The sequence below is a fragment of the Bradyrhizobium sp. CCBAU 53421 genome (assembly GCF_015291625.1).
Classification (GTDB): domain Bacteria; phylum Pseudomonadota; class Alphaproteobacteria; order Rhizobiales; family Xanthobacteraceae; genus Bradyrhizobium.
Window position 1 is genome coordinate 6,419,325 of sequence record NZ_CP030047.1, and the last position, 21,628, is coordinate 6,440,952.

The following is a 21,628-nucleotide window of genomic DNA, read 5'->3' on the forward strand; positions in this document are numbered from 1 at the left end:
GTCCAATTGTCACAGATGACATCACGCAGCGGCGGGTTGACCGAACCAGACGTCGCTCATATCCTTGCATCTGCGGTGCAAGCCGCGCCCGGGTCCACGGGAGGGATTGAACCCACTTGCACCTCATATGCGGCCAACCAAGCCTTTGTGCAGCCGGTTTTGTGGACCATCGGCGATTGATGCACGGAGGTTTCCATGAACCGATCGCCCGCGCGACTGAATCTCGAACATCTGAAGAAACAAGCCAAGGAGCTCATTCGCCTTTACCGGCGGCAGGCGCCGGAGGCTTACGCGCGTTTCCGGCAAGCACTGCCGGCCGCGGCCGGACGCAACGACGCGCAAATCGCAGCACTTGATCTGCGGCTCCACGACGCGCAGTCCTGCATCGCGCGCGATCTCGGCTTCGCCTCGTGGCCGGACCTGCGGCGCTATGTCGAGGCACAATTGCCGCCGGGCAAAAGCAAGGCCGATCGCGTGCGGCGCTGGCTGCAGCTGGTCTATGCCGCTGATGTCGATGGCACCACCGATCGCGCCCATCCGCGCGTCGCGGTGCGGATGCTCGCCGAGGATCCCGATCTTGTGGCCGATGATCCCTATCTCGCCTGCGCCATCGGCGACGAAGCGACGATACGGCGCACCGCAGCCGGTGATCCCGCATGGGTCAACCGTCCCGGCGGTCCGCTGAAACTGCCGCCGCTGGTCGCGGTCACGCATTCCAGCATGCTGCAGATTCCGGAGTTTCAAACACGGCTGCATCGCTGCGCGCGGCTACTGCTCGAGGCCGGCGCCGATCCCGACCAGCACATCAGCAGCCGCTGGCCGCCCGGATCGCTCGACGCGCCCGATGACAGCAATCCGCTGTCGGCACTGTATGGCGCCGCCGGACGCAATCACGATCTCGCGCTGACGAAACTGTTGCTGGAGGCGGGCGCCAATCCGAACGACAATGAATCGCTATACCACTCGCTCGAAGGCTCCGTGACCACGGGCCTGCTGCTCGAGCACGGTGCGCGGATCGCCGGCACCAACGCGATGTACAAGGTGCTCGACGACGAGAATGTGGCGGCGCTCGAATTGCTGCTGCGGCACGGCGGCGACCCGAACGAGCCCGCCCGCAACGCGCCGTTGACGGATTGCGGATCGCCGCTGATGTGGGCGATCCGGCGGCGCCGATCGCGGGCATGCATCGAGACCTTGCTCGACGCTGGCGCCGATCCGCGCATCACGACACCGGGCGGTCTTTCCGCCTACCGCTACGCCTTGCAGTTCGGACTGACCGACGTCGCCGAGCTGCTGTGCGAGCGGACCGGCGACGAAACGCTTGCCGATGACGAGCGGTTCGTCGCGGCGTGCAGCAGCGGCGACGAGCGCGAGGCGCGGCGGATCCAGGCCGACCGGCCGGATCTGCCGGGCGCGCTCTCGGCGGAGCAGTTGCGACTGCTTCCAGAGCTCGCCGCGGCCGGCGGCGACGATGCGGTGCGGCTGATGGTCAGGCTGGGCTGGCCGATCGCGGCACGCGGCGGCGATTGGGATGCATCGGCGCTCAATCACGCGGTGTTCCGCGGCAATGCCGCGCTGACACGCTTCCTGCTCGAGCACGGCGCCGAGTGGACCGAGCACCACGGCTTCGGCGACGACGCGTCCGGCAGCCTGTCGTGGGCATCCTGCAATGAACCGGTCAGTGGCGGCGATTGGGCCGCTTGCGCGCAGGCCCTGCTCGATCACGGCATGCCGCGCGCCATTCCGGATCGCGACGATCCGGAATGGGTGCTGCTGGCCGGCCGCAGGAAGCTGTTCTCCGACGAGGTCAGGCACGTTCTGCTGGGCGAGACGATCTGAGCCAGCCGTAGCGAAAACGCAAATGGCCGGGACATGCCCGGCCATGGCGGAGATCGATTCACCGCGACGAGCTACTCGATCGAATGCCCGATCATCGTGCCGAGCTCGCGCACCAGGCGATCGGACATCTGCCCGGTCACCGGCAGCTTGCGCGCGCGCTCGAACTTCGCGATCGCGTGCTGGGTATCGGCGCCGATCGTGCCGGTCGGCTTGAGCTGGCCGTAGCCATACTCGGTCAGCGTCCGCTGGACCGCGGCGATGCGCTTGCCGGCTGGGCTCAGATGCTGTGTCGGGATCGGCGCCGGCGGACGAATGACGCTGGACGGCGCGGCGGCCGGGGACGCTGCGGCGGCCGGCGGCGCGGCGGTCGACTTCAGCACCAAATTGGCCATCGGATCGACCGGCTTGACCTCGACCGGCCTCGGCTCCGGCTTGGCTTCAACGGACCTGGTCTCGGCCGGCTTGGTCTCGACCGGCTTCACGTCGACCGACCTGGTCGGCTCCATGGCGGCGGGCTCGACCGATCGGGCGGCGGCCTCGGCCGGGCGCGGCCGCGGCATCGGGCTGGCGGCCGCGGCAAGAGAGGCCGGCGGCGGCAGCGTCACCACCGAACCGCCGAACATCGGCGACGGATGACGGCCGGCCTGCAGGAACAGTGCGTTGATCAGGATCGCGACAATGGCAGACGTCGCCAGCAGGCCCGCAACCAGATCCTTCGGACTGTGCAGCAGCAGGCGCATGACGAGGCCACGCTCCTCCTCGGCCGCGATGGCCACCGCCTTGGCACCGCGACGACGGCGCGGCGTTTCGTCATCATCCAAAGTCTGTCTAGGCACTCTTCTTCACCTGATGGGTTTGCTCTTGTAGTCCGGATCGCAGCGCGGGCTTCAGGGTCGAGACATTGCTCGACGGCTCGACGGCGGCCGGCGGGGTGAACGCCAGCGGCAGCGCGACCGACACGATGGTGCCCTCGCCCACCTTGCTCTCGACGTTCATTTCGCCGTTGTGCAGGCCGACCAGTCCCTTGACGATGGAGAGGCCAAGGCCGGTGCCTTCATGGCGGCGCTGATACGTCTTGCCGGCCTGGAAGAACGGATCGCCGATCCGCTTCAGGTCGTCAGCGGCGATGCCGACACCGGTGTCCGAGACCCGCAGCAACAGCCGCGATCCCTCGACCCCGGCCGACACGGTGACCTTGCCGCCGCGCTCGGTGAACTTGATGGCGTTGGAGACGAGATTGAGAACGATCTGCTTGAACGCACGCGGGTCGCCGTTGACGATCGGCAAATCGTCGGGCACGCGGGTGACGAGGTCGACGCCGCTCTCGCGCGCCTTCAACGCCACCAGGTTGCAGCAATTGAGCAGCGCCGGCCGCGGCGCAAACGGCTCCGGCGAAATCTCGAAATTGCCGGACTCCATCTTCGACATGTCGAGGATGCCGTTGACGACGGACAGCAAATGCTGGCCGGAGTCGTTGATGAGCTGCGCGTATTCCTTGCGGCGAGCGGCGTCGAGGCCGAGCACGTCTTCCTGCGCGATCATCTCGGAGAAGCCGATGATGGCGTTGAGCGGGGTGCGCAGCTCGTGGCTCATGGTGGCCAGGAAGCGCGTCTTCGACGCATCGGCCTGCTCGGCCGCATTGCGCGCCTGCTCGAGCGCCTGCTGCTGCACCTTGCGATCGGTGACGTCGCGGATCACGGCGACCACCTCGGCATCGGCGGAGGCCTGGTCGAGCGCACGGCAGCGCATCTCGACCCAGATGAATTCGGCGGCAGCCTCGCCCCGCGCACCGTCGCGGCGCACGCGGAACTCGACGCTGCGTTCATCGCCGCGCGCGGCGTCCGACAGCGCGGTGAGATAGGCCGGACGATCGGCGACATGAACGCGGTCGAACAGGCCGTGGCCCGACAGCCGCGATGCCGGCACGCCGAGCATGATCTCGGCCGCGGGCGAAATGAAGCGCACCGCGCCGTTGCGGCTGTGCCGCGACAGCACGTCGCTCATGTTATGGGCGAGCAGGCGGTAGCGCTCTTCCTCGACATAGAGCAGCGCCACGCTGGTGCGCGCCAGCGACTCCGCACCGAAGGCAAGTCCGGCCGCATAGAAGATCGCCGACACGACGCCGAATCCGACCAGCGTGCTGTTCGATGCGACCGCGGGATCGACCACCGGCAGCACGTGGTAATGGCCAAGCACGCTCAGCAGCGCAGCGCAGATCATCGCCAGCGCGAACGCGAACGCCACCACGCGCCGCGAGGTCGACAGCGCCGCCTCGATCGGAATCACGACGAGCCACACCGCAGCGAACGAGGCGATGCCGCCGGTCGACGCAGCGATCATCATCACGAGACCGGCGAGCGCCAGCGACGACAGCACATGCGCGCCTTCATAGCGGCCGGTGCGCGACAGGAACCAGGACAGCAGGATCGGCGCGATCAGCCAGGCGAATGCCGCGACCTCGATCGCCGTCGGCGCGCCGCGCATCGCCAGAAAGGCGGGGAACGAGGCCAGCGCCGTCAGGCTGCCGAGCAGCCGCGGCGCCATGAAGGCACGATGGCGCGCACGCGTCAGCGCATCATATTGCGCCGACGGATGCAGCAGCGCATCCAGGCAATCGCGGATCAGACTCAAACTACTCACAGCACTCGCGCTTCGGCTCAGTCGTCAGACAGACGCGCCGGAACGCCTCCTTGGTGATTGCAGGTCAACGTGTCAGAGCGAACTTAAGCGAACGCTAAGGCGGGACGGCCTGCCGCCAATCACCGTGCATTGGTGAGGCTTCGGCGCTGTCATTCACCGGTCATTTGTCGGGGATGGTGAACGGCTGGTTTCCGGGTGCGACGATCTATGGTTTCGAAATGGTGGACGCGGCACATCTTGCGGATTTGGCCCCCCTCAGCCGCCATCAATCGAAAATTTACGGCGAATCAATTCAGGCGAATTTTCCGCGATATTTCGGCGGATTTACTTCAATGCAGATACTTCCGATTTATCGACCGATGCTAACCGTGAGGGCAAGAGCGGCATCGACCGCGCAAGAAACAAGACAAGATAGACGACCGGGATCGCGCCATGTTCTTCCTGCTGCGTTTGGCATTCTGGCTTGGGCTTGTGCTCGTGCTGCTGCCGAGAGACAAAACCCCTGAAGCGGACAAGACGCCGCAGATCAGCGCGTCGGACGCGGTGTCGGCCGCGACCGCGACGATCAACGACATGGGTCAGTTCTGCAAGCGTCAGCCTTCCGCCTGCGAAGTCGGCGGCCAGGCCGCGACCGCGATCGGCCAGCGCGCGACCGATGGCGCGCGCAAGCTCTACCAGATCATCACCGACAAGAAGCCGCCCGACCACACCGGCTCGATCGGCAAGGACGACACCGATCCTGCGATTGGCGCATCCCGCGACACGCTGACCGCGGACGATCAGGCGATCGAATTCCGCCTGCCGCCGACGCCGTGAGCGCAAATTAGCGCGGCTTCGTGTCAAGCAAGTACCGGTTCGCGCGAAAACCCGTCGAAACAGCCGGGAACCGGTTCCATTTTCGTCGCTTTCGCGGCCGGCCTTCCTATATAAGCCGGTAAGGACAGGACGCGGGCCGCGATGACGACGATCGACGAAATCAGGGACAATTTTGCACTGCTGGACGAGTGGGACGACCGGTACCGCTATGTCATCGAGCTCGGCCGCACGCTGGAGCCGTTGCCGGAGGCGGAGCACTCGGCCGAGAACAAGGTGCAGGGTTGCGTCAGCCAGGTCTGGCTGTCGAAGCGGATCGATCGCGATGCCAATGGCGAACCGCGCCTGAACTATATCGGCGACAGCGACGCCCACATCGTGCGCGGCCTGGTCGCGATCGTGCTGACGCTGTTTTCCGGGCACACGCCGAAGCAAATCCTCGCCACCGACGCGCTCGCGCTGTTCGAGGAGTTCGGCTTCCGCGACCATCTGACGCCGCAGCGCTCCAACGGCCTCCGCTCGATGGTCGATCGCATCCGCAACGATGCGCGCGAGGCGCTGGCGTCCGCCGCCTAGAGCCCTCGGAACGGGCTCTAAGTTCTTGTTTGACGCATTTTCTTCACGCGAACCGGTATCCACTTCGCTCGAAAATGCTCTGAGCCCCTACTTCCGCTTCCGCGCCTGCTGGCCAAGTCCCATTTTCTTGGCGAGTTGCGATCGCGCCACCGCATAGTTCGGCGCCACCATCGGATAGTCGGCCGGCAAGCCCCATTTGTCGCGATATTGCTCCGGCGTCATGTTGTACTGCGTGCGCAGGTGGCGCTTGAGCGACTTGAAGCGCTTGCCGTCCTCGAGACACACCAGATATTCCGGCGTGATCGACTTCTTCATCGACACCGCCGGCTTGGCCGGCTCGCTCGGCGTATCAGTGCGCCCGCTCGACACCCGCAGCAGCGCCGCATGGACCTGGCTGATCAGGCCCGGAATATCCGAGGCCGGCGTCGGATTGTTACTGAGATAGGCCGAAACGATGTTTGCGGTCAGCTCGACCGGCGTTTTGCCTGACGTATCGGACATGGCTCGATCTTCCCCGTGCTATCAACCGCCCGGCGCCCACCGGACAGTATCCACGTGCAGCAATACATCAACGGAATCGCGTACTACTTCGCGACTATGAGCGGATTACAGCAAACCTGACAAGAACGGCCGTATTTTTCCGGCATCGAACCGGCCGTGCGCAAGTATTGGTGCAGGCCTTAAGGCCTCTGCTCCAGATGCGATCTGAGCTCGTCGATCGAGGCAAACCGCATCATGCCCTCGGGCATCTGCGCCTCGATCGATCCGTCCGAATAGAGCGAATAGGCCATGCCGTCCACGACGCCCGATTTGAGCACGGTCACCGGCGGCTGTTCCTGGGGCGGCGGGGGATGTCCTGACGATGGCGCTGCGCCGGCTGACTGGGTCTCGCCGAAGGTCGACGGCCGTGGCGTGCGCCGCGGGGCGACATCGACCGATCGCGGCCGGTCGGCCTTCGGCCAGGCATCGTCGAACGTCGCCGGCGCAGGCTCGGCCGAAGCGCCCGGGTTCGGGCGCAGTTCCGGCGACAACAGATCCGGCGTGAGCGGCTCGGCAGCACGCCCCTGGCTCCGCTCACGCTCCTTGCGCGACGAGGAGAACAGCAGGTTGCGCCGCTTGGGCGGCGCGGCTTCGGCGTCCGGGGCCGCTACGCCCGGCACGGGCGGCGGTCCCTCGCCCGGCGCGCCACGCGGGGGGATTTCGTCATGCCAGGGCGGCGCCCCCGCAGGGGCGGACGGCGAGGCCGCGGGAGCCAGCGGCGGCGGCGCCGAAACCTTCGGCTCGGGCGGCGGGAACACCGGATCGTCGGGAGCACTGCGCGGGGAAGTTGCAAACGGCGACGGGCCCCCCGAACGGAGACCTGCGGCAACGACTGCGTCGAGCCGCCCGCCCACGGCCTGGAGTTCGCGAAGGATGGCGGCAAGGGCCAGAACAATCGCGCCGGTACATACGCCGGTCACGCCCGTCATGATCAACGTGCCGCCGACGCTGAATTCCTTGTTCGGAATTCCGAGGCCAACCGCCGCCAAGCCCGCCACGACCAGGCCCGCGCCGACGACCAACAGACCAACCTTCATCGAACTAACCCCCGGGAGACCCAACCGAAAATCGGCGCGGACCACCTACGCCACGATACCGTCATATTGCCCACACCGCCAACCGCCAATTGTAGGTAGAGTTCCCTAAAATCCCGCTTAACCGGAGAAGCGTACGCCGTCCTCGCGCCGATCTCCGACTGCGCCGCAGCACTGCTCCCGTAGATTTACTGGCTACGAATTGCTGCCAATTTATTGCAACGCATCTGGGAAATTACGCCACAATTACCAATTACTCAGAAACGGAACTGCGCTATGGATGCCGGGGAATGAGGCCCTAAAGCGCCAATCTGGGCCACAGGCACGCCGGTATCACTAGCTATGTCATCGATTACGACGTCTGCCCTCGAGGCGCCTGCCCGGCGCTCGGTGGAGAAGACCTGCGACGATCTCGCATTCCTCGTCCTCGGCGTGGTCGCCGTGGTCGCCGGTCTGACATTCCGCGATTACGGTCTCGGCTGGGACGACTACACCCACGCTGAATACGCCGACCTCCTGCTGCGCATGTTCGGGTCCGGGTTCAAGGACACCAGCGCGCTCTCGTTCGCCAATCTCTATATGTACGGCGGCGGCTTCGATATGGCCGCGGCCCTGCTGCACAAGGTCATCCCGCTCGAATTGTTCGAGACGCGCCGCCTGCTGGGCGCGATCGTCGGCGTTATCGGCCTTGCCGTGACCTGGCGCCTGGCGCGCCGCGTCGGTGGCCCGCTGGCGGGACTGGCGGCGCTGCTGCTGCTCGCGCTGTGCCCGACTTTCTACGGTCACATGTTCATGAATCCGAAGGATGCGCCTTTCGCCGTCGCGATGGTGGTCCTGATCATGGGCCTCGTCCGGCTGATCGAGGAATATCCGGCGCCCTCGCCACGCACGATCCTGATCGTCGGCCTCGGGGCCGGCCTGTCGATCGGCTGCCGCGTCCTTGGCGGCCTCGCCCTGATCTATGCCGTGGTCGGCTTCGTCCCGCTCTTCATCGAGGAGTTCCGCAAGCAGGGCGCGCGCGAGGCGACCCATCGCTTTGCCCATGTCGTCTATGTGCTGCTGCCGGGGCTCGTGCTGGGCTATCTCGTGATGGGCCTGATCTGGCCGTGGTCGATCATGGAGCCCGGGCATCCGCTGGAAGCGGTGACCTATTTCTCGCACTTCTTCGAGAAGCCGTGGAAGGAGATGTTCGACGGCGCGCTGGTGTCCGTGCCGGACATGCCGTGGTCCTATTTGCCGACGCTGTTCGCGCTGCAGCTTCCCGAGGTGATGCTGGTGCTGCTGACCGCGGCCGTCATCGCCACCTTGATGTCGCTGTCGCGCATCGATGTGCCGGCGAAGCGCAAGTCGATCATGCTGATGCTGACGCTGGCGGCGACGCTGCCGCTGGTGATCGCCATGGTGAAGCGGCCGGCGCTCTATAACGGCATCCGCCACTTCATCTTCGTGATCCCACCGATGGCGGCGCTCGCCGGCGTCGCCTTCGCCCGCGGCATGGACTGGCTTGGTGAGAACCGCCGCGCCTGGCAGCCCGCGGCGCTCGCCGTGTTCGCGTTCGGCCTGCTGCTGCCGCTCAGCGAAATGATCCGCCTGCATCCGTATCAGTACACCCACTTCAACCACATCGCCGGCACGGTGCGGACCGCCGACAATTTCTTCATGCTGGACTATTGGGGCTTGGCGCTGAAGCAGGCATCCGACGGGCTGCGCGAGCAGTTGGCGGAGCGGCAGGAAGTGCCGCCGCAGCACCGCAAGTGGAAGGTCGCAGTCTGCGGACCGCAGCGCCCCGCGCAGGTGGCGCTCGGGCCCGACTTCACGATCGGCTGGGACAGCCATGCCGCCGACTTCGCGATGACGCTCGGCGAGTTCTACTGCAAAGGCCTGGCCGCCCCCGTGATGGTCGAGATCAAGCGCGACGACGTCGTGTTCGCCCGCGTCTACGACATCCGCGGCCGCAGCATCTCGAGCCTGCTGGCGATCCCGGCGCCATAGGCTTCGGAAAGTCGATTGCGCGACTGCCCACCGACGATCGCCGTTCGGATCGTGGGCCGCATGCCGACATGACTGTCACGCCGTTACGCCGCCTTGCTGCGTCCCGGCGGCAGCGCTAGGCTTGCCTCAATCGACAACGATCATTGGAGCAATTGGCCATGTCGCCAGCCGAAGCACGCTTGAAGGAAATTCCGTCCGGCATGACGGACGCGGAATGGCAACAGCGGATCAATCTCGCCGCCTGCTACCGCCTGGTCGCGCTCTATGGCTGGGACGATCTGGTCGATACCCACATTTCCGCCAGGGTGCCCGGCCCCGAGCATCACTTCCTGATCAACCCCTACGGGCTGATGTTCGACGAGATCACCGCGTCGAGCCTGGTCAAGGTCGATCTCGACGGCAACCAGCTTTCGGAGAGCGTCTACAGCATCAACCCGGCCGGCTTCACCATCCATTCGGCGATCCATGAGGTGCGCGAGGACGCCGGCTGCGTGCTTCATCTGCACACGGTCGACGGCACCGCAGTGTCGAGCGGCCCCGATGGGCTGCTGCCGCTGAACCAGACCGCGCAACTCGTCACTCACGACCTCGCCTATCACGACTATGAAGGCATCGCGCTCGATCATGACGAGCGCCCGCGCCTGCAGCGCGATCTCGGCACCAAGAACCACATGCTGCTGCGCAATCACGGCACGCTGACGGTCGGCCGCTCGGTCGCGTCCGCCTTCGAGCGGATGTACCATCTGGAGCGCGCCTGCTCGATGCAGGTGGCGACCCGCGCGCTCGGCGGCAGCACCTATCCGGTCGACCAGCACGCGATCGACAAGAACACCGAGCTGCTGTCGAATCCCGACCGCGCCGAGCTGCGCTCGACCCAGCTGGTCTGGCCGCCGCTGCTGCGCAAGCTCGACCGCGTCAATCCCGGCTACCGTGATTGAAGTTTCACAATGTTCGGGTAAGCTAGGCGCCAACACCCTCTGCACTATCGGAATCAAAACGCCGCCCAATTCCGGGCGGCGTTTTTACGTTCGGCATTCCCTTCCGTAGCCCGGATGGAGCCAACGAGGCGCGCGAACGCGCGCCCGATGACAGGCTCCGCGCAATCCGGGACAACACATCCGCAGGTAACACCGCGATGCCCGTCATCCTGAGGTGCGAGCTCTTGCGAGCCTCGAAGGATGCACGGCCACCGGCCGGGCCGCGCATCCTTCGAGGCTCGCTGCGCGAGCACCTCAGGATGACGGGTCGAAATTTTCCGATGCCTATCGAAACGGCAGCGAAGCTATGGGGTTTCGCTTCGCTCTCCCCATCGTACATCGGAATCAGAACGCCGCCCAATTCCGGGCGGCGTTCTTACGTGCGGGGTGCCTCGCGCTATTTGGCGTCGGCGAACGCCGCCAGAATCCGCGCCCAGGAGCGGATGCCCTTGTGGTAGCTCTTGAGGTCGTACTTCTCGTTCGGCGAATGGATGTTGTCGTCGTCGAGTCCGAAGCCGACCAGCACGCTGTCGAGGCCGAGCGTGCGCTTGAAATCGGCGACGATCGGGATCGAGGCGCCGGAGCCAATCAGCAGCGCCTCCTTGCCCCATTCGTCGGTCAGCGCGCGGCGCGCGGCCGCGAGCGGCTTCATGTTCCAGTCGAGCGCGATCGCCGGCGCCGAGGAATGATCGATGAACTCGGCCTTGCAATCCGCCGGCACGCGCGACTTCACATAATCGCGGAACGCCTGGCGGATCGTCTCGGGATCCTGCCCCTCGACCAGGCGGAACGAGACCTTCGCCGACGCCTCCGCCGGGATCACGGTCTTGGAGCCCTCGCCGGTATAGCCGCCGACGATACCGTTGATGTCGCAGGTCGGCCGCGAGGACACCTGCTCGATCAGGAGACGATCCTTCTCGCCGGCCGGCACCGACAGACCGATCGGCTTGAGGAAGCTGTCCGCCGTCAGATTGAGCTGCTTCCACTGCGCCAGGATGTCCGGCGGCAGATCCTTCACGCCGTCATAGAAGCCGGGAATGGTGATGTGGCCGTTCTCGTCGTGCAGGCCGCCGAGGATCCGTGTCAGTACGCGGATCGGATTCTGCGCGCCGCCGCCGAACACGCCGGAATGCAAGTCGCGGCTGGCGGCCTTGATCTTGACCTCGTCATAGACGAGGCCGCGCAGCGAGGTGGTGATCGCCGGCGTGTTCGGATCCCACATGCCGGTATCGCAGACCAGTGCGAAGTCCGCCTTGAGCTCGGCCTTGTTGGCTTCGAGGAACGGCACGAAATTCTTCGAGCCGATCTCCTCCTCACCCTCGATGATGATGGTGATGTCGATCGGCAGCGATCCCGTCACCGCCTTCCAGGCCCGGCATGCCTCGACGAAGGTCATCAACTGTCCCTTGTCGTCCTCGGCCCCGCGCGCAACGATGATCTTGCGCCCGTCGGCATGGTCGGTCACGGCGGGCTCGAACGGCGGACGATGCCAGAGATTCAGCGGATCGACCGGCTGCACGTCATAGTGGCCGTAGAACAGCACATGCGGGCGCCCGTCGGTCGCGCCGTTCAGCTTGCCGAGCACGGCCGGATGGCCGGCGGTCGGACGCACCTCGGTCTTGAAGCCCAGGGTTGCGATATCCTTGGCGAGGTGGTCGGCAGCCGCCTTGCAGTCGTTGGCAAAGGCCGGATCGGCCGAGATCGATTTGATCCGCAGCAGCGTGAACAGCCGCTCAAGACTGTTGTCGAAATCGGCGTCGATACGGTCAAGGACGGTCTGCAGCTTGGCGTTGGACATCACGGATATCCTTTTTGTTTGGACATTGCGCCGAGTTGTAGCGCGCCGGCCGCCGCAGGCAAAGCCGGAGCTGCCCGTCCCAGCCAGGGGCTCCGATGCTACCTGCGCAGGAGTCCGCCGAGCGCACCGCGCACCAATGCGCGACCGATCGAGCCGCCGACCGAACCGCCGACCGACTTGCCGAGATCTGCGACCACGCCGCCGACCACCTTGTCGGTCACCGAGCGCGTGACGTTGCGCGCGATCACCTGTCCGGTCGAGAGCCGGCCGCGCTTGACATTGGTGCCGAAGATCGTGGCGGCAATGGCGCCGATGTGGCCGAGGATCCCGCCGCCATCGCCAGACGAACCATCCGCCGGCGTCGCCGTGCCGGCGAGACGCTTCTGGATGATCTCGTAGGCGGATTCGGCGTCGATCGCGATGTCGTATTTGCCCTTTACCGGGCTCGCATCCATGATCGCCTTGCGCTCCTCCGGTGTGATCGGCCCGATCCGCGCCGACGGCGGCCGCACCAAGATGCGCTCGACCATCGACGGCGTGCCGCCGCCCTCGAGAAACGAGACCAGCGCCTCGCCCTTGCCGAGCTCCATGATCACCCGCGCGGTATCGAGTTTGGGATTGGGCCGGAAGGTCTGCGCGGCCGCGGCCACCGCCTTCTGGTCGCGGGGCGTGAAGGCGCGCAGCGCGTGCTGCACGCGGTTGCCGAGCTGCGCCAGCACCTTGTCCGGCACGTCGATCGGATTCTGGGTGACGAAATAGACGCCGACGCCCTTGGAGCGGATCAACCGCACCACCTGCTCGATCTTGTCCATCAGCGCCTTCGGCGCATCGTTGAACAACAGATGCGCCTCGTCGAAGAAGAACACCAGCTTCGGCTTCGGCAGGTCGCCGGCCTCCGGTAACTCCTCGAACAGTTCCGAAAGCATCCAGAGCAGGAACGTGGCGTAAAGCCGCGGGCTCTGCATCAGCTTGTCGGCGACGAGAATATTAACCATGCCGCGGCCGTCGCGGTCGGTCCGCATGAAATCCTTCAGCGTCAGCGCCGGCTCGCCGAAGAATTTCGCGCCGCCCTGGTTCTCGAGCACCAGGAGCTGGCGCTGGATCGTTCCGACCGTCGCCTTGGAGACGTTGCCGTAGCTCTGCGCGGCCTTGCGGATCGGAGCCAGCGGATCTTCGCCGTCGTCGGCCCCCTTCTTGCTGCCGTCGGGCGCGATCGCATCCAGCAAAGCGCGCAGATCCTTCATGTCGATCAGCGTCAAGCCATTCTCGTCGGCGACGCGGAAGGCAACGTTGAGCACGCCCTCCTGCACGTCGTTCAGATCGAGCATGCGCGACAGCAACAGCGGTCCCATCTCGGTGACGGTGGCGCGCACCGGATGGCCCTGCTCGCCGAACACGTCCCAGAACACGGTCGAGAATTGATCGGGCTGGAAGGTCAAGCCCATTTCCTGGGCGCGCTTCACAATAAAATCCTTGGCCTCGCCGACCTCGGAGATACCGGAGAGGTCGCCCTTGATGTCGGCTGCGAATACCGGAACGCCGGCGCGCGCAAAGCCTTCTGCCATGACTTGAAGCGAGACGGTCTTGCCGGTTCCGGTTGCACCGGTGACGAGGCCATGCCGGTTGGCCAGCGCCAGCGTCAGCCAGGCTGTCTCCTCACCCTTGCCGATAAAAATCCTCTCGTCCGTATCGGCCAACTTGTTGTCGGAGGTCGCCATCGCTTCGCCTCTTCGCGCAAATTTAGATCGTTTCGATCATCGTGCCCGGTTCGATACGTCGAACCCGGTTCGATACGTCGAACCCGGTTCGATGCCGAACCAGTGCCATCATATTGCATCTTGCGGGTTGATTGAAACCGCCAGCAGACGCCGACGTATAGTGTCGCACCAACAGTTCCTCATACTTTATTCCCGGCAAAGTGACGAAAGGCATTGCGCATTGCGACAAGATGGTGTGAATCCGCCGCTCACTCTTGCAGCGAGGCCACAGTCACAGCGCGATCGAAAAAGAAAACGAACTGAAATGCGCGGATCGCTTGTATTTCGTGACACAGGCGCTCAAGATAAATTCCGAAGAATGACCCGGCAAAGTCCGGTTGAGGCGGGGCAAGATGGACGAATTGGTTGGGCAGCTGGCCGCGAAGGCCGGCATCGATAGCGCTGTCGCTGAAAAAACCATCGGCATCGTTCTGGGTTTCCTCCGTAACGAGGGACCTTCCGACAAAGTCCAGGCTCTGATCGACCAAATCCCCGGCGCCGAAGCGGCAATCGCCGCCTCCAACAACAGCGGTGGTCTATCGCGGTTGATGGGCGGCGGCCTGATGGCCGTCGGCACCCGCCTGATGGCGCTTGGCCTGAGCATGGGTGAAATTCAGAACGTCGCGCGTGAACTTTTCAGGTTCGGCCGCGACAAAATCGGAGCGGATCAAATGGGCGAGATCATCTCGGGGACGCCGGGCCTCAGCCAGTTTGCCTGAAGCACTTTCCCAACGCCCCTGCACGCGCGCTCCCTTCTACCTGTTACCTGCATACGAGTATCATGACATACCCCCTCTCCGAGATCGAAGGCCTGTCCGCCTATTGTGCTACCAAACTGAAGTCGCAGGGTATCCGCACGACCGACGCACTGCTTGAAGCCGCCCGCACCGTCAAGGGACGCAAGGCGCTCGCCGCCAAGACCGGGATCAGCGAACAACAATTGCTCGAATGGGCCAACATCTCCGACTACATGCGGATTCCCGGCATGGGCAAGGCGAAGGTCGGGCTGGTCCGCGCCGCCGGCGTCACCACCGTGCGCGAGCTCGCGCAGCGCAACCCGTCGCGGCTGGCGCAGAGCATGAAGGACGCCAATGTGCGACGTAAGCTCGTCCGCGTGATGCCGTCAGAGAAATCGGTCGAGTTGCTGATCGAACAGGCACGCAAGCTGCCGCTCAAGATCACCTATTAGCATCGCAATTAGCCTGCCTTAACCGGACCTGCTCCCGCCGGCGCCGCACATCGCTGCGGCACCTTGACTTGCCGCTGCGGTCAGCGCAAAGCCACCGCATGATGGCAACCAGGCCCATAGCATCGGCGGTGACCGGCCCGGCCGTATCGGCGGTGCTGCCGGCACTGCTGTCGCGGCCCTATCCGGCAGTGATGGGTATCCTGAACGTGACGCCGGACTCGTTCTCCGACGGCGGCCAGTTCATCGCGCCCGAACAGGCGCTGGCGCAGGCCCGCCGTCTGGTCGCCGAGGGCGCCGACATCATCGACATCGGCGCGGAATCGACCCGCCCCTACGGCTCGCAGCCGGTCTCCGCCGAAGCCGAAATGGCGCGGCTGAAGCCGGTGCTGGCCGAGGTGGTCGCGCTCGGCGTGCCGGTCTCGATCGACAGCATGAAGTCGGAGGTCGTGGCCTGGGCGCTCGACCAGGGCGCCGCGATCGCCAATGACGTCTGGGGCCTGCAGCGCGATGCCGGGATGGCGCCGCTCGTCGCCGCGCGCGGCGTGCCCGTGATCATCATGCACAATCGCGAGCGTGCCGACCCGGCGATCGACATCATGCAGGACATCACGGCCTTCTTCGAGCGCTCGCTCGATGTCGCGGCTAGGGCCGGCATTGCGTCGGACCGGATCGTGCTCGATCCCGGCATCGGCTTCGGCAAGACGCCGGAGCAGAGCATGATCGCGCTGGCGCGGCTGGCCGAGCTCGACGCGTTCGGTCTGCCGGTGCTGGTCGGCGCCTCACGCAAGCGCTTCATCAGCACGGTCGTGGCCTCGGAGCCGCAACAGCGGATCGGCGGCTCGATCGCGGCGCATCTGATCGCCGCACAGCATGGCGCCCGCATCATCCGTGCGCATGACGTCGCGGAAACCGTTCAGGCGCTGCGGGTGGCCGCGGCAATCGAGGGACAGCAATGACCGACACGATCTTCATCACCGGGATCGTCATCCATGCCCGCCATGGCGTGATGGAACATGAGACCGAAGTTGGACAGCGCTTCGTCATCGACCTCGAGCTCTACACCGACCTTTCGGAATCCTCGCGCACCGACCGCCTGTCCGACACGGTCTCCTATTCCAATGTGGTGGCGACCGCGACATCGGCGTTCAAGAACACCAACTACAAGCTGCTGGAACGCGCCGCCGGCGCAGTGGCGGAGGACATCCTGGCCACCTTCCCGCGCATCCGGGCAGTCAAGGTCACCGTGCACAAGCCGCATGCACCGATCGCGGCGATCTTCGACGATGTCGGCGTGGTGCTGACCCGCTCGCGGCATCCGCTGCCACATAGTTGAACCGATGGCTGACGTCCTGATCGCACTTGGCGGCAATGTCGGCGACGTCCGCACGACGTTTCGCAAGGCGATCGCCAATATCTGCGGCATGACGCAGGCGGCGCTGCTGGCGCGCTCGTCGGACTATTCGACGCCGCCCTGGGGCGAGGCGCAGCAGGACAGCTTCATCAATGCCTGCATCGAGATCGACACCAGCCTCGATCCGCACGCGCTGCTGTTCACACTGCACAAGATCGAAACCAAGTTCGGCCGCGACCGCAAGAACGAGCAGCGCTGGGGACCACGCACCCTCGACCTCGACCTGATCGCCTATGACGATATCACACTCGACAAGCCGGAACTGACGCTGCCGCACCCGCGTTTGTTCGAGCGTGCCTTCGTGCTGGTGCCGCTGGCCGAGATCGTTCCCGACCGCGTCATTGCCGGGCGCCGCGTCGCGGATGCGCTGGCGGGGGTCTCTACCGACGGTATTTTCCGCCTAGCGGACCTCGATTAAAGCCGGACGACCGCAAACAAAAGTTTGGCTTGGCCGCCCGCCCGTGGCAATTTCCGGCCAAATCAAAGGGCGCCCTCGCGGGGCCGATGAAGGACGATTTGGGCGGATGACGACCTCGACTGACGATTTGGCTCTGGCTTCGGATTTTGCACCTGCGACCTACGACGACTGGCGCAAGCTGGTCGACGGCGTGCTGAAGGGCGCGCCGTTCGAGAAGCTGGTCGGCAAGACCTATGATGGCTTGAGGATCGATCCGATCTATCGCCGCGCCACCAACTCGAGCCCGCTGCCGGGCCGCGCCGCCGCCACCCCCTGGCAGATCCTGCAACGGGTCGACCATCCCGACGCCGCGGAGGCCAATGCGCAGGCCTTGCAGGATCTCGAGAACGGCGCGACCGGCCTCGAATTCGAGTTCGCCGGCGGTCCCGGCGCGCGCGGCTTCGGTCTCGCCGACGCCAGCAAGAAGACGTTGGCGCGGGCCTGCGGCGGCGTCCATCTCGACGCCGGCATCATGATCGCGCTCAACCCGGTGATCGGCCGCGAGAACGCCGGCGAGACGTTTGCCGACATGGTCGAGGCCCGCAAGCTCGATCCGGCCAAGCTCGACCTGCATTTCAACTACCAGGCGCTGAGCACGATTGCCGTGCGCGGTGCAGCGGCGATCGCGTGGCCCAATTACGAGAAGCCATTCGGCCAGGTCGTCAACGGTCTGATCAAGCGCGGCTTCAAGGGACCGTTCGTGCTGGCCGACGGCCGGCCGGTGCATGATGCCGGTGGATCCGAGGTGCAGGAACTCGCCTTCACGCTCGCGGTCGGGCTCGCCTATCTGCGCATGCTGGAAGCCTCAGGGCTCGATCTCGACGCGGCGCGCGCAGCCGTCTCGTTCCGCCTCAGCGCCGATGCCGACCAGTTCCTGACCATGGCGAAATTCCGCGCGCTCCGGCTGCTGTGGGCACGGGTCGAGCAGGCCTGCGGCCTCGCGCCGAAGCCGATCTTCGTCAACGCGCAGACCGCCTGGCGGATGCTGACCCAGCGCGACCCCAACGTGAACATGCTGCGCGCGACGATCGCGACCTTTGCCGCCGGTCTCGGCGGCGCCAATGCGATCACCGTGCTGCCGCACACGCTGGCGCTCGGGCTGCCCGATGATTTCGCCCGCCGCGTGGCGCGCAACACCCAGCTCGTGCTGCTCGACGAGTCCAACCTCGCCAAGGTCTCCGATCCTGCCGCGGGCGCCGGCGGCATCGAGACGCTGACCGCGCAGCTCTGCGAAGCAGCGTGGACGCTGTTCCAGGAGATCGAGAAGGCCGGCGGCATCTTCCCCGCGCTCGAGCAGGGCCTGCTGCAACAGAAGGTCGCCGCGACGCGGGCCCGGCGCGAAGCCAATGTCGCAAAGCGACGCGACGTGCTGACCGGCGCCAGCGAATTCCCCAACCTGCACGAGGCTGATCTCGCGGTCTTGGATGTGAAACCATCAGCGCCGATCTCCACCGCCAATGCCAAGGTCAGGTTCGACGCCCTCGCGCCGATGCGGCTCGCCGAACCGTTCGAGGCGCTGCGCGACAAGTCGGATGCGGCGCGGAAGGCCCATGGCACGCGACCGAAGATCTTCCTCGCCAACCTCGGCACGCCGGCGGATTTCACGGCCCGCGCCACCTTCGCAAAGAGCTTTTTCGAGACCGGCGGGATCGAGGCCGTCGACAGCGAGGGCTTTGCCGATGCGGCGGCGCTTGCCGTGGCCTTCAGGGCCTCGGGCGCCGCGATGGCGTGCATTTGTTCCTCTGACAAGGTGTATGCCGTCAGCGCCACCGAGGCCGCCAAGGCCCTTCACGGCGCCGGAGCAAGGCATATCTATCTGGCAGGGCGGCCGGGCGAGCTGGAAGCGGCGCTGCGGGCGGCCGGCATCGGTGAGTTCGTCTTCGCCGGCGGTGACGCGCTGGCGACATTGCGCGACGCCTATCGGCGGATGGAGCAGGCATGACGGCAGAGGCACCAGCGAAACCCGTTCTGACCGGCGGTTGCCAGTGCGGCGCCGTGCGCTTTGCGGTGACGGCGGCGCCGAACCGCGTCAGCATCTGTCACTGCCGGATGTGCCAGAAGGCCTCCGGCGCGCCGTTCGCCTCTTTCGCCGACATCAACAAAGAGGATTTCGCCTGGACCCGCGGCAAGCCGGCGGCGTTCAAATCATCCTCGATCGCCGAGCGCGACTTCTGCGCCGCCTGCGGCACACCGCTCAGCTTCCGACGGATCGACGGTCCCCGCATCGAGATCATGACCGGGGCCTTCGACCGGCCCGACCGGGTGATCCCGACGCAGCAGTTCGGAACCGAGTCCCGCCACGGCTGGGTGGTCGGCATTGCCAACCTGCCGAGCCAGACCACGATGCAGAATTACGGACCGGACAAGATGGCGACCATCGTCAGCCATCAGCATCCGGACCATGACTGAGGAAGCCAAGGAATGACCCGCATTCCCAATTTCGCCGATGTCGCCTTCCAGCCCGTTGCCACGGCAATGCCAGCTGCGAGCGCCGAGCCGTGGCTCACGCCCGAGGGCATCCCGGTGAAGTCCGTCTACAGCGAGGCCGATCTCGAAGGCATCGATTTCCTCGAGACCTGGCCCGGCATCGCACCCTATCTGCGCGGCCCCTACCCGACCATGTACGTCAACCAGCCCTGGACTATCCGGCAATATGCCGGCTTCTCCACGGCGGAGGACTCCAACGCGTTCTATCGCCGCAACCTCGCGGCCGGACAGAAGGGCCTTTCGGTCGCGTTCGATCTCGCCACCCATCGCGGCTATGACTCGGATCATCCACGCGTCTCCGGCGACGTCGGCATGGCCGGTGTCGCGATCGATTCCATCTACGACATGCGCACGCTGTTCGCCGGCATTCCGCTCGACCAGATGAGCGTGTCGATGACCATGAACGGCGCGGTGCTGCCGATCCTCGCGCTGTTCGTCGCCGCCGCCGAGGAACAGGGCGTGCCGCCGGAGAAGCTGTCGGGCACCATTCAGAACGACATTCTGAAAGAGTTCATGGTGCGCAACACCTACATCTATCCGCCCGCGCCCTCGATGCGGATCATCTCCGACATCTTCGCCTACACCTCGCAGCGGATGCCGAAATACAATTCGATCTCGATCTCCGGCTACCACATGCAGGAGGCCGGCGCGACGCAGGACCTCGAGCTTGCCTATACGCTGGCCGACGGCGTCGAATATCTGCGCGCCGGGCTTGCCGCGGGCCTCGACGTCGATCGCTTTGCCCCCCGCCTCTCCTTCTTCTGGGCGATCGGCATGAACTTCTTCATGGAAGTCGCCAAGATGCGCGCCGCGCGGCTGCTGTGGGCCAAGCTGCTGAAGCAGTTCAACCCGAAGGACCCGCGCTCGCTCAGCTTGCGCACGCACTGCCAGACCTCGGGCTGGTCGCTGACCGCGCAGGACGTGTTCAACAATGTAATGCGCACCACGATCGAGGCGATGGCGGCAACGCAGGGCCACACCCAGTCGCTGCACACCAATGCGCTCGACGAGGCGCTGGCGCTGCCGACCGACTTCTCGGCGCGCATCGCCCGCAACACCCAGCTGTTCCTGCAGCAGGAGAGCGGCACCAACCGCATCATCGATCCCTGGGGCGGCTCCTACTATGTCGAGCGGCTGACCCGCGATCTCGCGGCCAAGGCCTGGGGTCATATCCAGGAGGTCGAGGAACTCGGCGGCATGGCCAAGGCGATCGAGGCCGGCGTGCCGAAGCTCAGGATCGAGGAAGCCTCCGCCAAGACCCAGGCGCGGATCGATGCCGGCCGCCAAGCGGTGATCGGCGTCAACAAGTACAAGCCGGAGAACGAGCGGCCGATCGAGGTGCTCAAGGTGGACAACTCCACCGTGCGGCGCTTGCAGATCGACAAGCTGGCGCGGCTCAAGAAGGAGCGCAACCAGACCGACGTCGATGCGGCGCTGGCCGCACTGACCCGCTCGGCCGGCGAAGGCAACGGCAACCTCTTGGCACTGGCGATCGACGCCGCGCGTGCAAAGGCCACCGTCGGCGAGATTTCGGACGCGATGGAAAAGGTGTTCGGCCGCCACCGTGCCGAGATCAAGTCCATCACCGGCGTCTACAAGCGAGAGGCAGCGGCCATGTCCAACAAGGTCGAAAAGGTGCAGGCGCTGATCGACGCCTTCGAGGAAGCCGAGGGCCGCCGCCCGCGCATCCTGGTAGCCAAGATCGGCCAGGACGGCCACGACCGCGGCCAGAAGGTGATCGCATCGGCCTTCGCCGATGTCGGCTTCGACGTCGATATCGGGCCGCTGTTCGCAACCGCCGACGAGGCCGCCCGGCAGGCGGTCGAGAACGACGTCCACATCCTCGGCGTCTCTTCGCTCGCCGCCGCCCATCTCACCGCGGTGCCGGAACTGAAGGCCGCGCTGAAGAAGCACGGCCGCGAGGACATCATGATCATCATCGGCGGCGTGGTGCCGCCGCAGGACTACGACGCGCTCTACAAGGCCGGCGCCGAGGCGATCTTCCCGCCGGGCACCGTGATCTCCGACGCCGCCGAAGAGCTGATCCACAAGCTCAACGCCCGGCTCGGCCATAGCGCGGCGGCGGAGTAGCGCCGCCGCATCCCCTCCCCCGTCAGG

At 65.6% G+C, this 21,628-nt stretch carries 19 protein-coding genes; 13 read left to right on the plus strand and 6 right to left on the minus strand.

What is annotated here, in order from left to right; translation table 11 throughout:
• Positions 1–195 precede the first annotated feature (195 nt).
• On the plus strand, positions 196–1,839 hold the full coding sequence (locus XH92_RS30390) for an ankyrin repeat domain-containing protein (RefSeq protein WP_194455408.1): 1,644 nt from the start codon (positions 196–198) through the stop codon (positions 1,837–1,839).
• Between the two features lie 71 nt (positions 1,840–1,910).
• Here the strand turns inward: XH92_RS30390 and XH92_RS30395 are convergent, their stop codons facing one another.
• Together XH92_RS30395 and XH92_RS30400 are read right to left on the minus strand one after the other, a co-directional pair.
• Positions 1,911–2,675, minus strand: coding sequence for a peptidoglycan-binding domain-containing protein (locus XH92_RS30395; protein ID WP_194455409.1), 765 nt, complete (start codon positions 2,673–2,675; stop codon positions 1,911–1,913).
• Positions 2,668–4,470, minus strand: a complete 1,803-nt coding sequence (locus tag XH92_RS30400) for a PAS domain-containing sensor histidine kinase (RefSeq protein WP_371818096.1) — start codon at positions 4,468–4,470, stop codon at positions 2,668–2,670. The genes XH92_RS30395 and XH92_RS30400 overlap by 8 nt, the downstream gene beginning before the upstream one ends.
• 441 nt (positions 4,471–4,911) lie before the next feature.
• On the opposite strand from XH92_RS30400, the gene XH92_RS30405 reads away from it, so the two are divergent.
• Entirely contained in the window at positions 4,912–5,295 is a 384-nt protein-coding gene (locus XH92_RS30405) for a DUF5330 domain-containing protein (RefSeq protein ID WP_194455411.1), read from the plus strand.
• A 141-nt stretch (positions 5,296–5,436) separates the two neighbouring features.
• Positions 5,437–5,868 carry a SufE family protein gene (locus XH92_RS30410; protein ID WP_194455412.1) on the plus strand — a complete coding sequence of 144 codons (432 nt, stop codon included), beginning with the start codon at positions 5,437–5,439 and terminating at the stop codon, positions 5,866–5,868.
• A gap of 87 nt (positions 5,869–5,955) precedes the next feature.
• Here the strand turns inward: XH92_RS30410 and XH92_RS30415 are convergent, their stop codons facing one another.
• Entirely contained in the window at positions 5,956–6,369 is a 414-nt protein-coding gene (locus tag XH92_RS30415) for a MucR family transcriptional regulator (protein ID WP_194455413.1), read from the minus strand.
• 179 nt (positions 6,370–6,548) lie between these two features.
• Complete coding sequence (locus XH92_RS30420) at positions 6,549–7,445, minus strand: DUF308 domain-containing protein (protein ID WP_194455414.1); 897 nt, start codon at positions 7,443–7,445, stop codon at positions 6,549–6,551.
• 339 nt (positions 7,446–7,784) lie between these two features.
• Here XH92_RS30420 and XH92_RS30425 point away from each other — a divergent pair, with 339 nt between their 5' ends.
• Both XH92_RS30425 and XH92_RS30430 read left to right on the plus strand, forming a co-directional pair.
• Complete coding sequence (locus XH92_RS30425; protein ID WP_194455415.1) at positions 7,785–9,434, plus strand: glycosyltransferase family 39 protein; 1,650 nt, start codon at positions 7,785–7,787, stop codon at positions 9,432–9,434.
• A 158-nt stretch (positions 9,435–9,592) separates the two neighbouring features.
• Positions 9,593–10,372 carry a class II aldolase/adducin family protein gene (locus tag XH92_RS30430; RefSeq protein ID WP_194455416.1) on the plus strand — a complete coding sequence of 260 codons (780 nt, stop codon included), beginning with the start codon at positions 9,593–9,595 and terminating at the stop codon, positions 10,370–10,372.
• 436 nt (positions 10,373–10,808) lie between these two features.
• On the opposite strand, the gene XH92_RS30435 is transcribed toward XH92_RS30430, so the two are convergent.
• Positions 10,809–12,209 (minus strand): M20/M25/M40 family metallo-hydrolase, encoded by a 1,401-nt coding sequence (locus tag XH92_RS30435; RefSeq protein ID WP_194455417.1) that lies wholly within the window; start codon positions 12,207–12,209, stop codon positions 10,809–10,811.
• A 98-nt stretch (positions 12,210–12,307) separates the two neighbouring features.
• On the minus strand, positions 12,308–13,927 hold the full coding sequence (locus XH92_RS30440) for a helicase HerA-like domain-containing protein (protein ID WP_194455418.1): 1,620 nt from the start codon (positions 13,925–13,927) through the stop codon (positions 12,308–12,310).
• Between the two features lie 392 nt (positions 13,928–14,319).
• Here XH92_RS30440 and XH92_RS30445 point away from each other — a divergent pair, with 392 nt between their 5' ends.
• The 8 genes from XH92_RS30445 to scpA all read left to right on the plus strand — a co-directional run bounded on the left by XH92_RS30445 (position 14,320) and on the right by scpA (position 21,601).
• Entirely contained in the window at positions 14,320–14,685 is a 366-nt protein-coding gene (locus tag XH92_RS30445; protein WP_194455419.1) for a DUF2267 domain-containing protein, read from the plus strand.
• Positions 14,686–14,747: 62 nt separating this feature from the next.
• Positions 14,748–15,155 carry a DUF4332 domain-containing protein gene (locus XH92_RS30450; protein WP_092125172.1) on the plus strand — a complete coding sequence of 136 codons (408 nt, stop codon included), beginning with the start codon at positions 14,748–14,750 and terminating at the stop codon, positions 15,153–15,155.
• Positions 15,156–15,253: 98 nt separating this feature from the next.
• Positions 15,254–16,111: a dihydropteroate synthase gene (folP, locus tag XH92_RS30455; RefSeq protein WP_371817834.1), complete on the plus strand. Its 858-nt coding sequence runs from the start codon at positions 15,254–15,256 to the stop codon at positions 16,109–16,111.
• A complete protein-coding gene (gene folB / locus XH92_RS30460) occupies positions 16,108–16,488 on the plus strand; it encodes a dihydroneopterin aldolase (protein ID WP_194455420.1) in 381 nt (126 codons plus the stop codon). Before folP ends, folB begins: the two co-directional genes overlap by 4 nt.
• A gap of 4 nt (positions 16,489–16,492) precedes the next feature.
• Positions 16,493–16,984 carry a 2-amino-4-hydroxy-6-hydroxymethyldihydropteridine diphosphokinase gene (gene folK, locus XH92_RS30465; protein WP_194455421.1) on the plus strand — a complete coding sequence of 164 codons (492 nt, stop codon included), beginning with the start codon at positions 16,493–16,495 and terminating at the stop codon, positions 16,982–16,984.
• 106 nt (positions 16,985–17,090) lie between these two features.
• Positions 17,091–18,965, plus strand: coding sequence for a methylmalonyl-CoA mutase family protein (locus XH92_RS30470; RefSeq protein WP_194455422.1), 1,875 nt, complete (start codon positions 17,091–17,093; stop codon positions 18,963–18,965).
• Positions 18,962–19,432, plus strand: a complete 471-nt coding sequence (locus tag XH92_RS30475) for a GFA family protein (RefSeq protein WP_194455423.1) — start codon at positions 18,962–18,964, stop codon at positions 19,430–19,432. The genes XH92_RS30470 and XH92_RS30475 overlap by 4 nt, the downstream gene beginning before the upstream one ends.
• A 12-nt stretch (positions 19,433–19,444) precedes the next feature.
• On the plus strand, positions 19,445–21,601 hold the full coding sequence (scpA, locus tag XH92_RS30480; RefSeq protein ID WP_194455424.1) for a methylmalonyl-CoA mutase: 2,157 nt from the start codon (positions 19,445–19,447) through the stop codon (positions 21,599–21,601).
• The last annotated feature ends 27 nt before the right edge of the window (positions 21,602–21,628 follow it).

What these genes read in the sequence shown, in the direction of transcription:
- XH92_RS30390 (WP_194455408.1), top strand. Translation starts at nt 196, where the DNA reads ATGAACCGATCGCCCGCGCGACTGAATCTCGAACATCTGAAGAAACAA.
- XH92_RS30405 (WP_194455411.1), top strand. Translation starts at nt 4,912, where the DNA reads ATGTTCTTCCTGCTGCGTTTGGCATTCTGGCTTGGGCTTGTGCTCGTG.
- XH92_RS30410 (WP_194455412.1), top strand. Translation starts at nt 5,437, where the DNA reads ATGACGACGATCGACGAAATCAGGGACAATTTTGCACTGCTGGACGAG.
- XH92_RS30415 (WP_194455413.1), bottom strand. Translation starts at nt 6,369, where the DNA reads ATGTCCGATACGTCAGGCAAAACGCCGGTCGAGCTGACCGCAAACATC.
- XH92_RS30420 (WP_194455414.1), bottom strand. Translation starts at nt 7,445, where the DNA reads ATGAAGGTTGGTCTGTTGGTCGTCGGCGCGGGCCTGGTCGTGGCGGGC.
- XH92_RS30425 (WP_194455415.1), top strand. Translation starts at nt 7,785, where the DNA reads ATGTCATCGATTACGACGTCTGCCCTCGAGGCGCCTGCCCGGCGCTCG.
- XH92_RS30430 (WP_194455416.1), top strand. Translation starts at nt 9,593, where the DNA reads ATGTCGCCAGCCGAAGCACGCTTGAAGGAAATTCCGTCCGGCATGACG.
- XH92_RS30435 (WP_194455417.1), bottom strand. Translation starts at nt 12,209, where the DNA reads ATGTCCAACGCCAAGCTGCAGACCGTCCTTGACCGTATCGACGCCGAT.
- XH92_RS30440 (WP_194455418.1), bottom strand. Translation starts at nt 13,927, where the DNA reads ATGGCGACCTCCGACAACAAGTTGGCCGATACGGACGAGAGGATTTTT.
- XH92_RS30445 (WP_194455419.1), top strand. Translation starts at nt 14,320, where the DNA reads ATGGACGAATTGGTTGGGCAGCTGGCCGCGAAGGCCGGCATCGATAGC.
- XH92_RS30450 (WP_092125172.1), top strand. Translation starts at nt 14,748, where the DNA reads ATGACATACCCCCTCTCCGAGATCGAAGGCCTGTCCGCCTATTGTGCT.
- folP (WP_371817834.1), top strand. Translation starts at nt 15,254, where the DNA reads ATGATGGCAACCAGGCCCATAGCATCGGCGGTGACCGGCCCGGCCGTA.
- folB (WP_194455420.1), top strand. Translation starts at nt 16,108, where the DNA reads ATGACCGACACGATCTTCATCACCGGGATCGTCATCCATGCCCGCCAT.
- folK (WP_194455421.1), top strand. Translation starts at nt 16,493, where the DNA reads ATGGCTGACGTCCTGATCGCACTTGGCGGCAATGTCGGCGACGTCCGC.
- XH92_RS30470 (WP_194455422.1), top strand. Translation starts at nt 17,091, where the DNA reads ATGACGACCTCGACTGACGATTTGGCTCTGGCTTCGGATTTTGCACCT.
- XH92_RS30475 (WP_194455423.1), top strand. Translation starts at nt 18,962, where the DNA reads ATGACGGCAGAGGCACCAGCGAAACCCGTTCTGACCGGCGGTTGCCAG.
- scpA (WP_194455424.1), top strand. Translation starts at nt 19,445, where the DNA reads ATGACCCGCATTCCCAATTTCGCCGATGTCGCCTTCCAGCCCGTTGCC.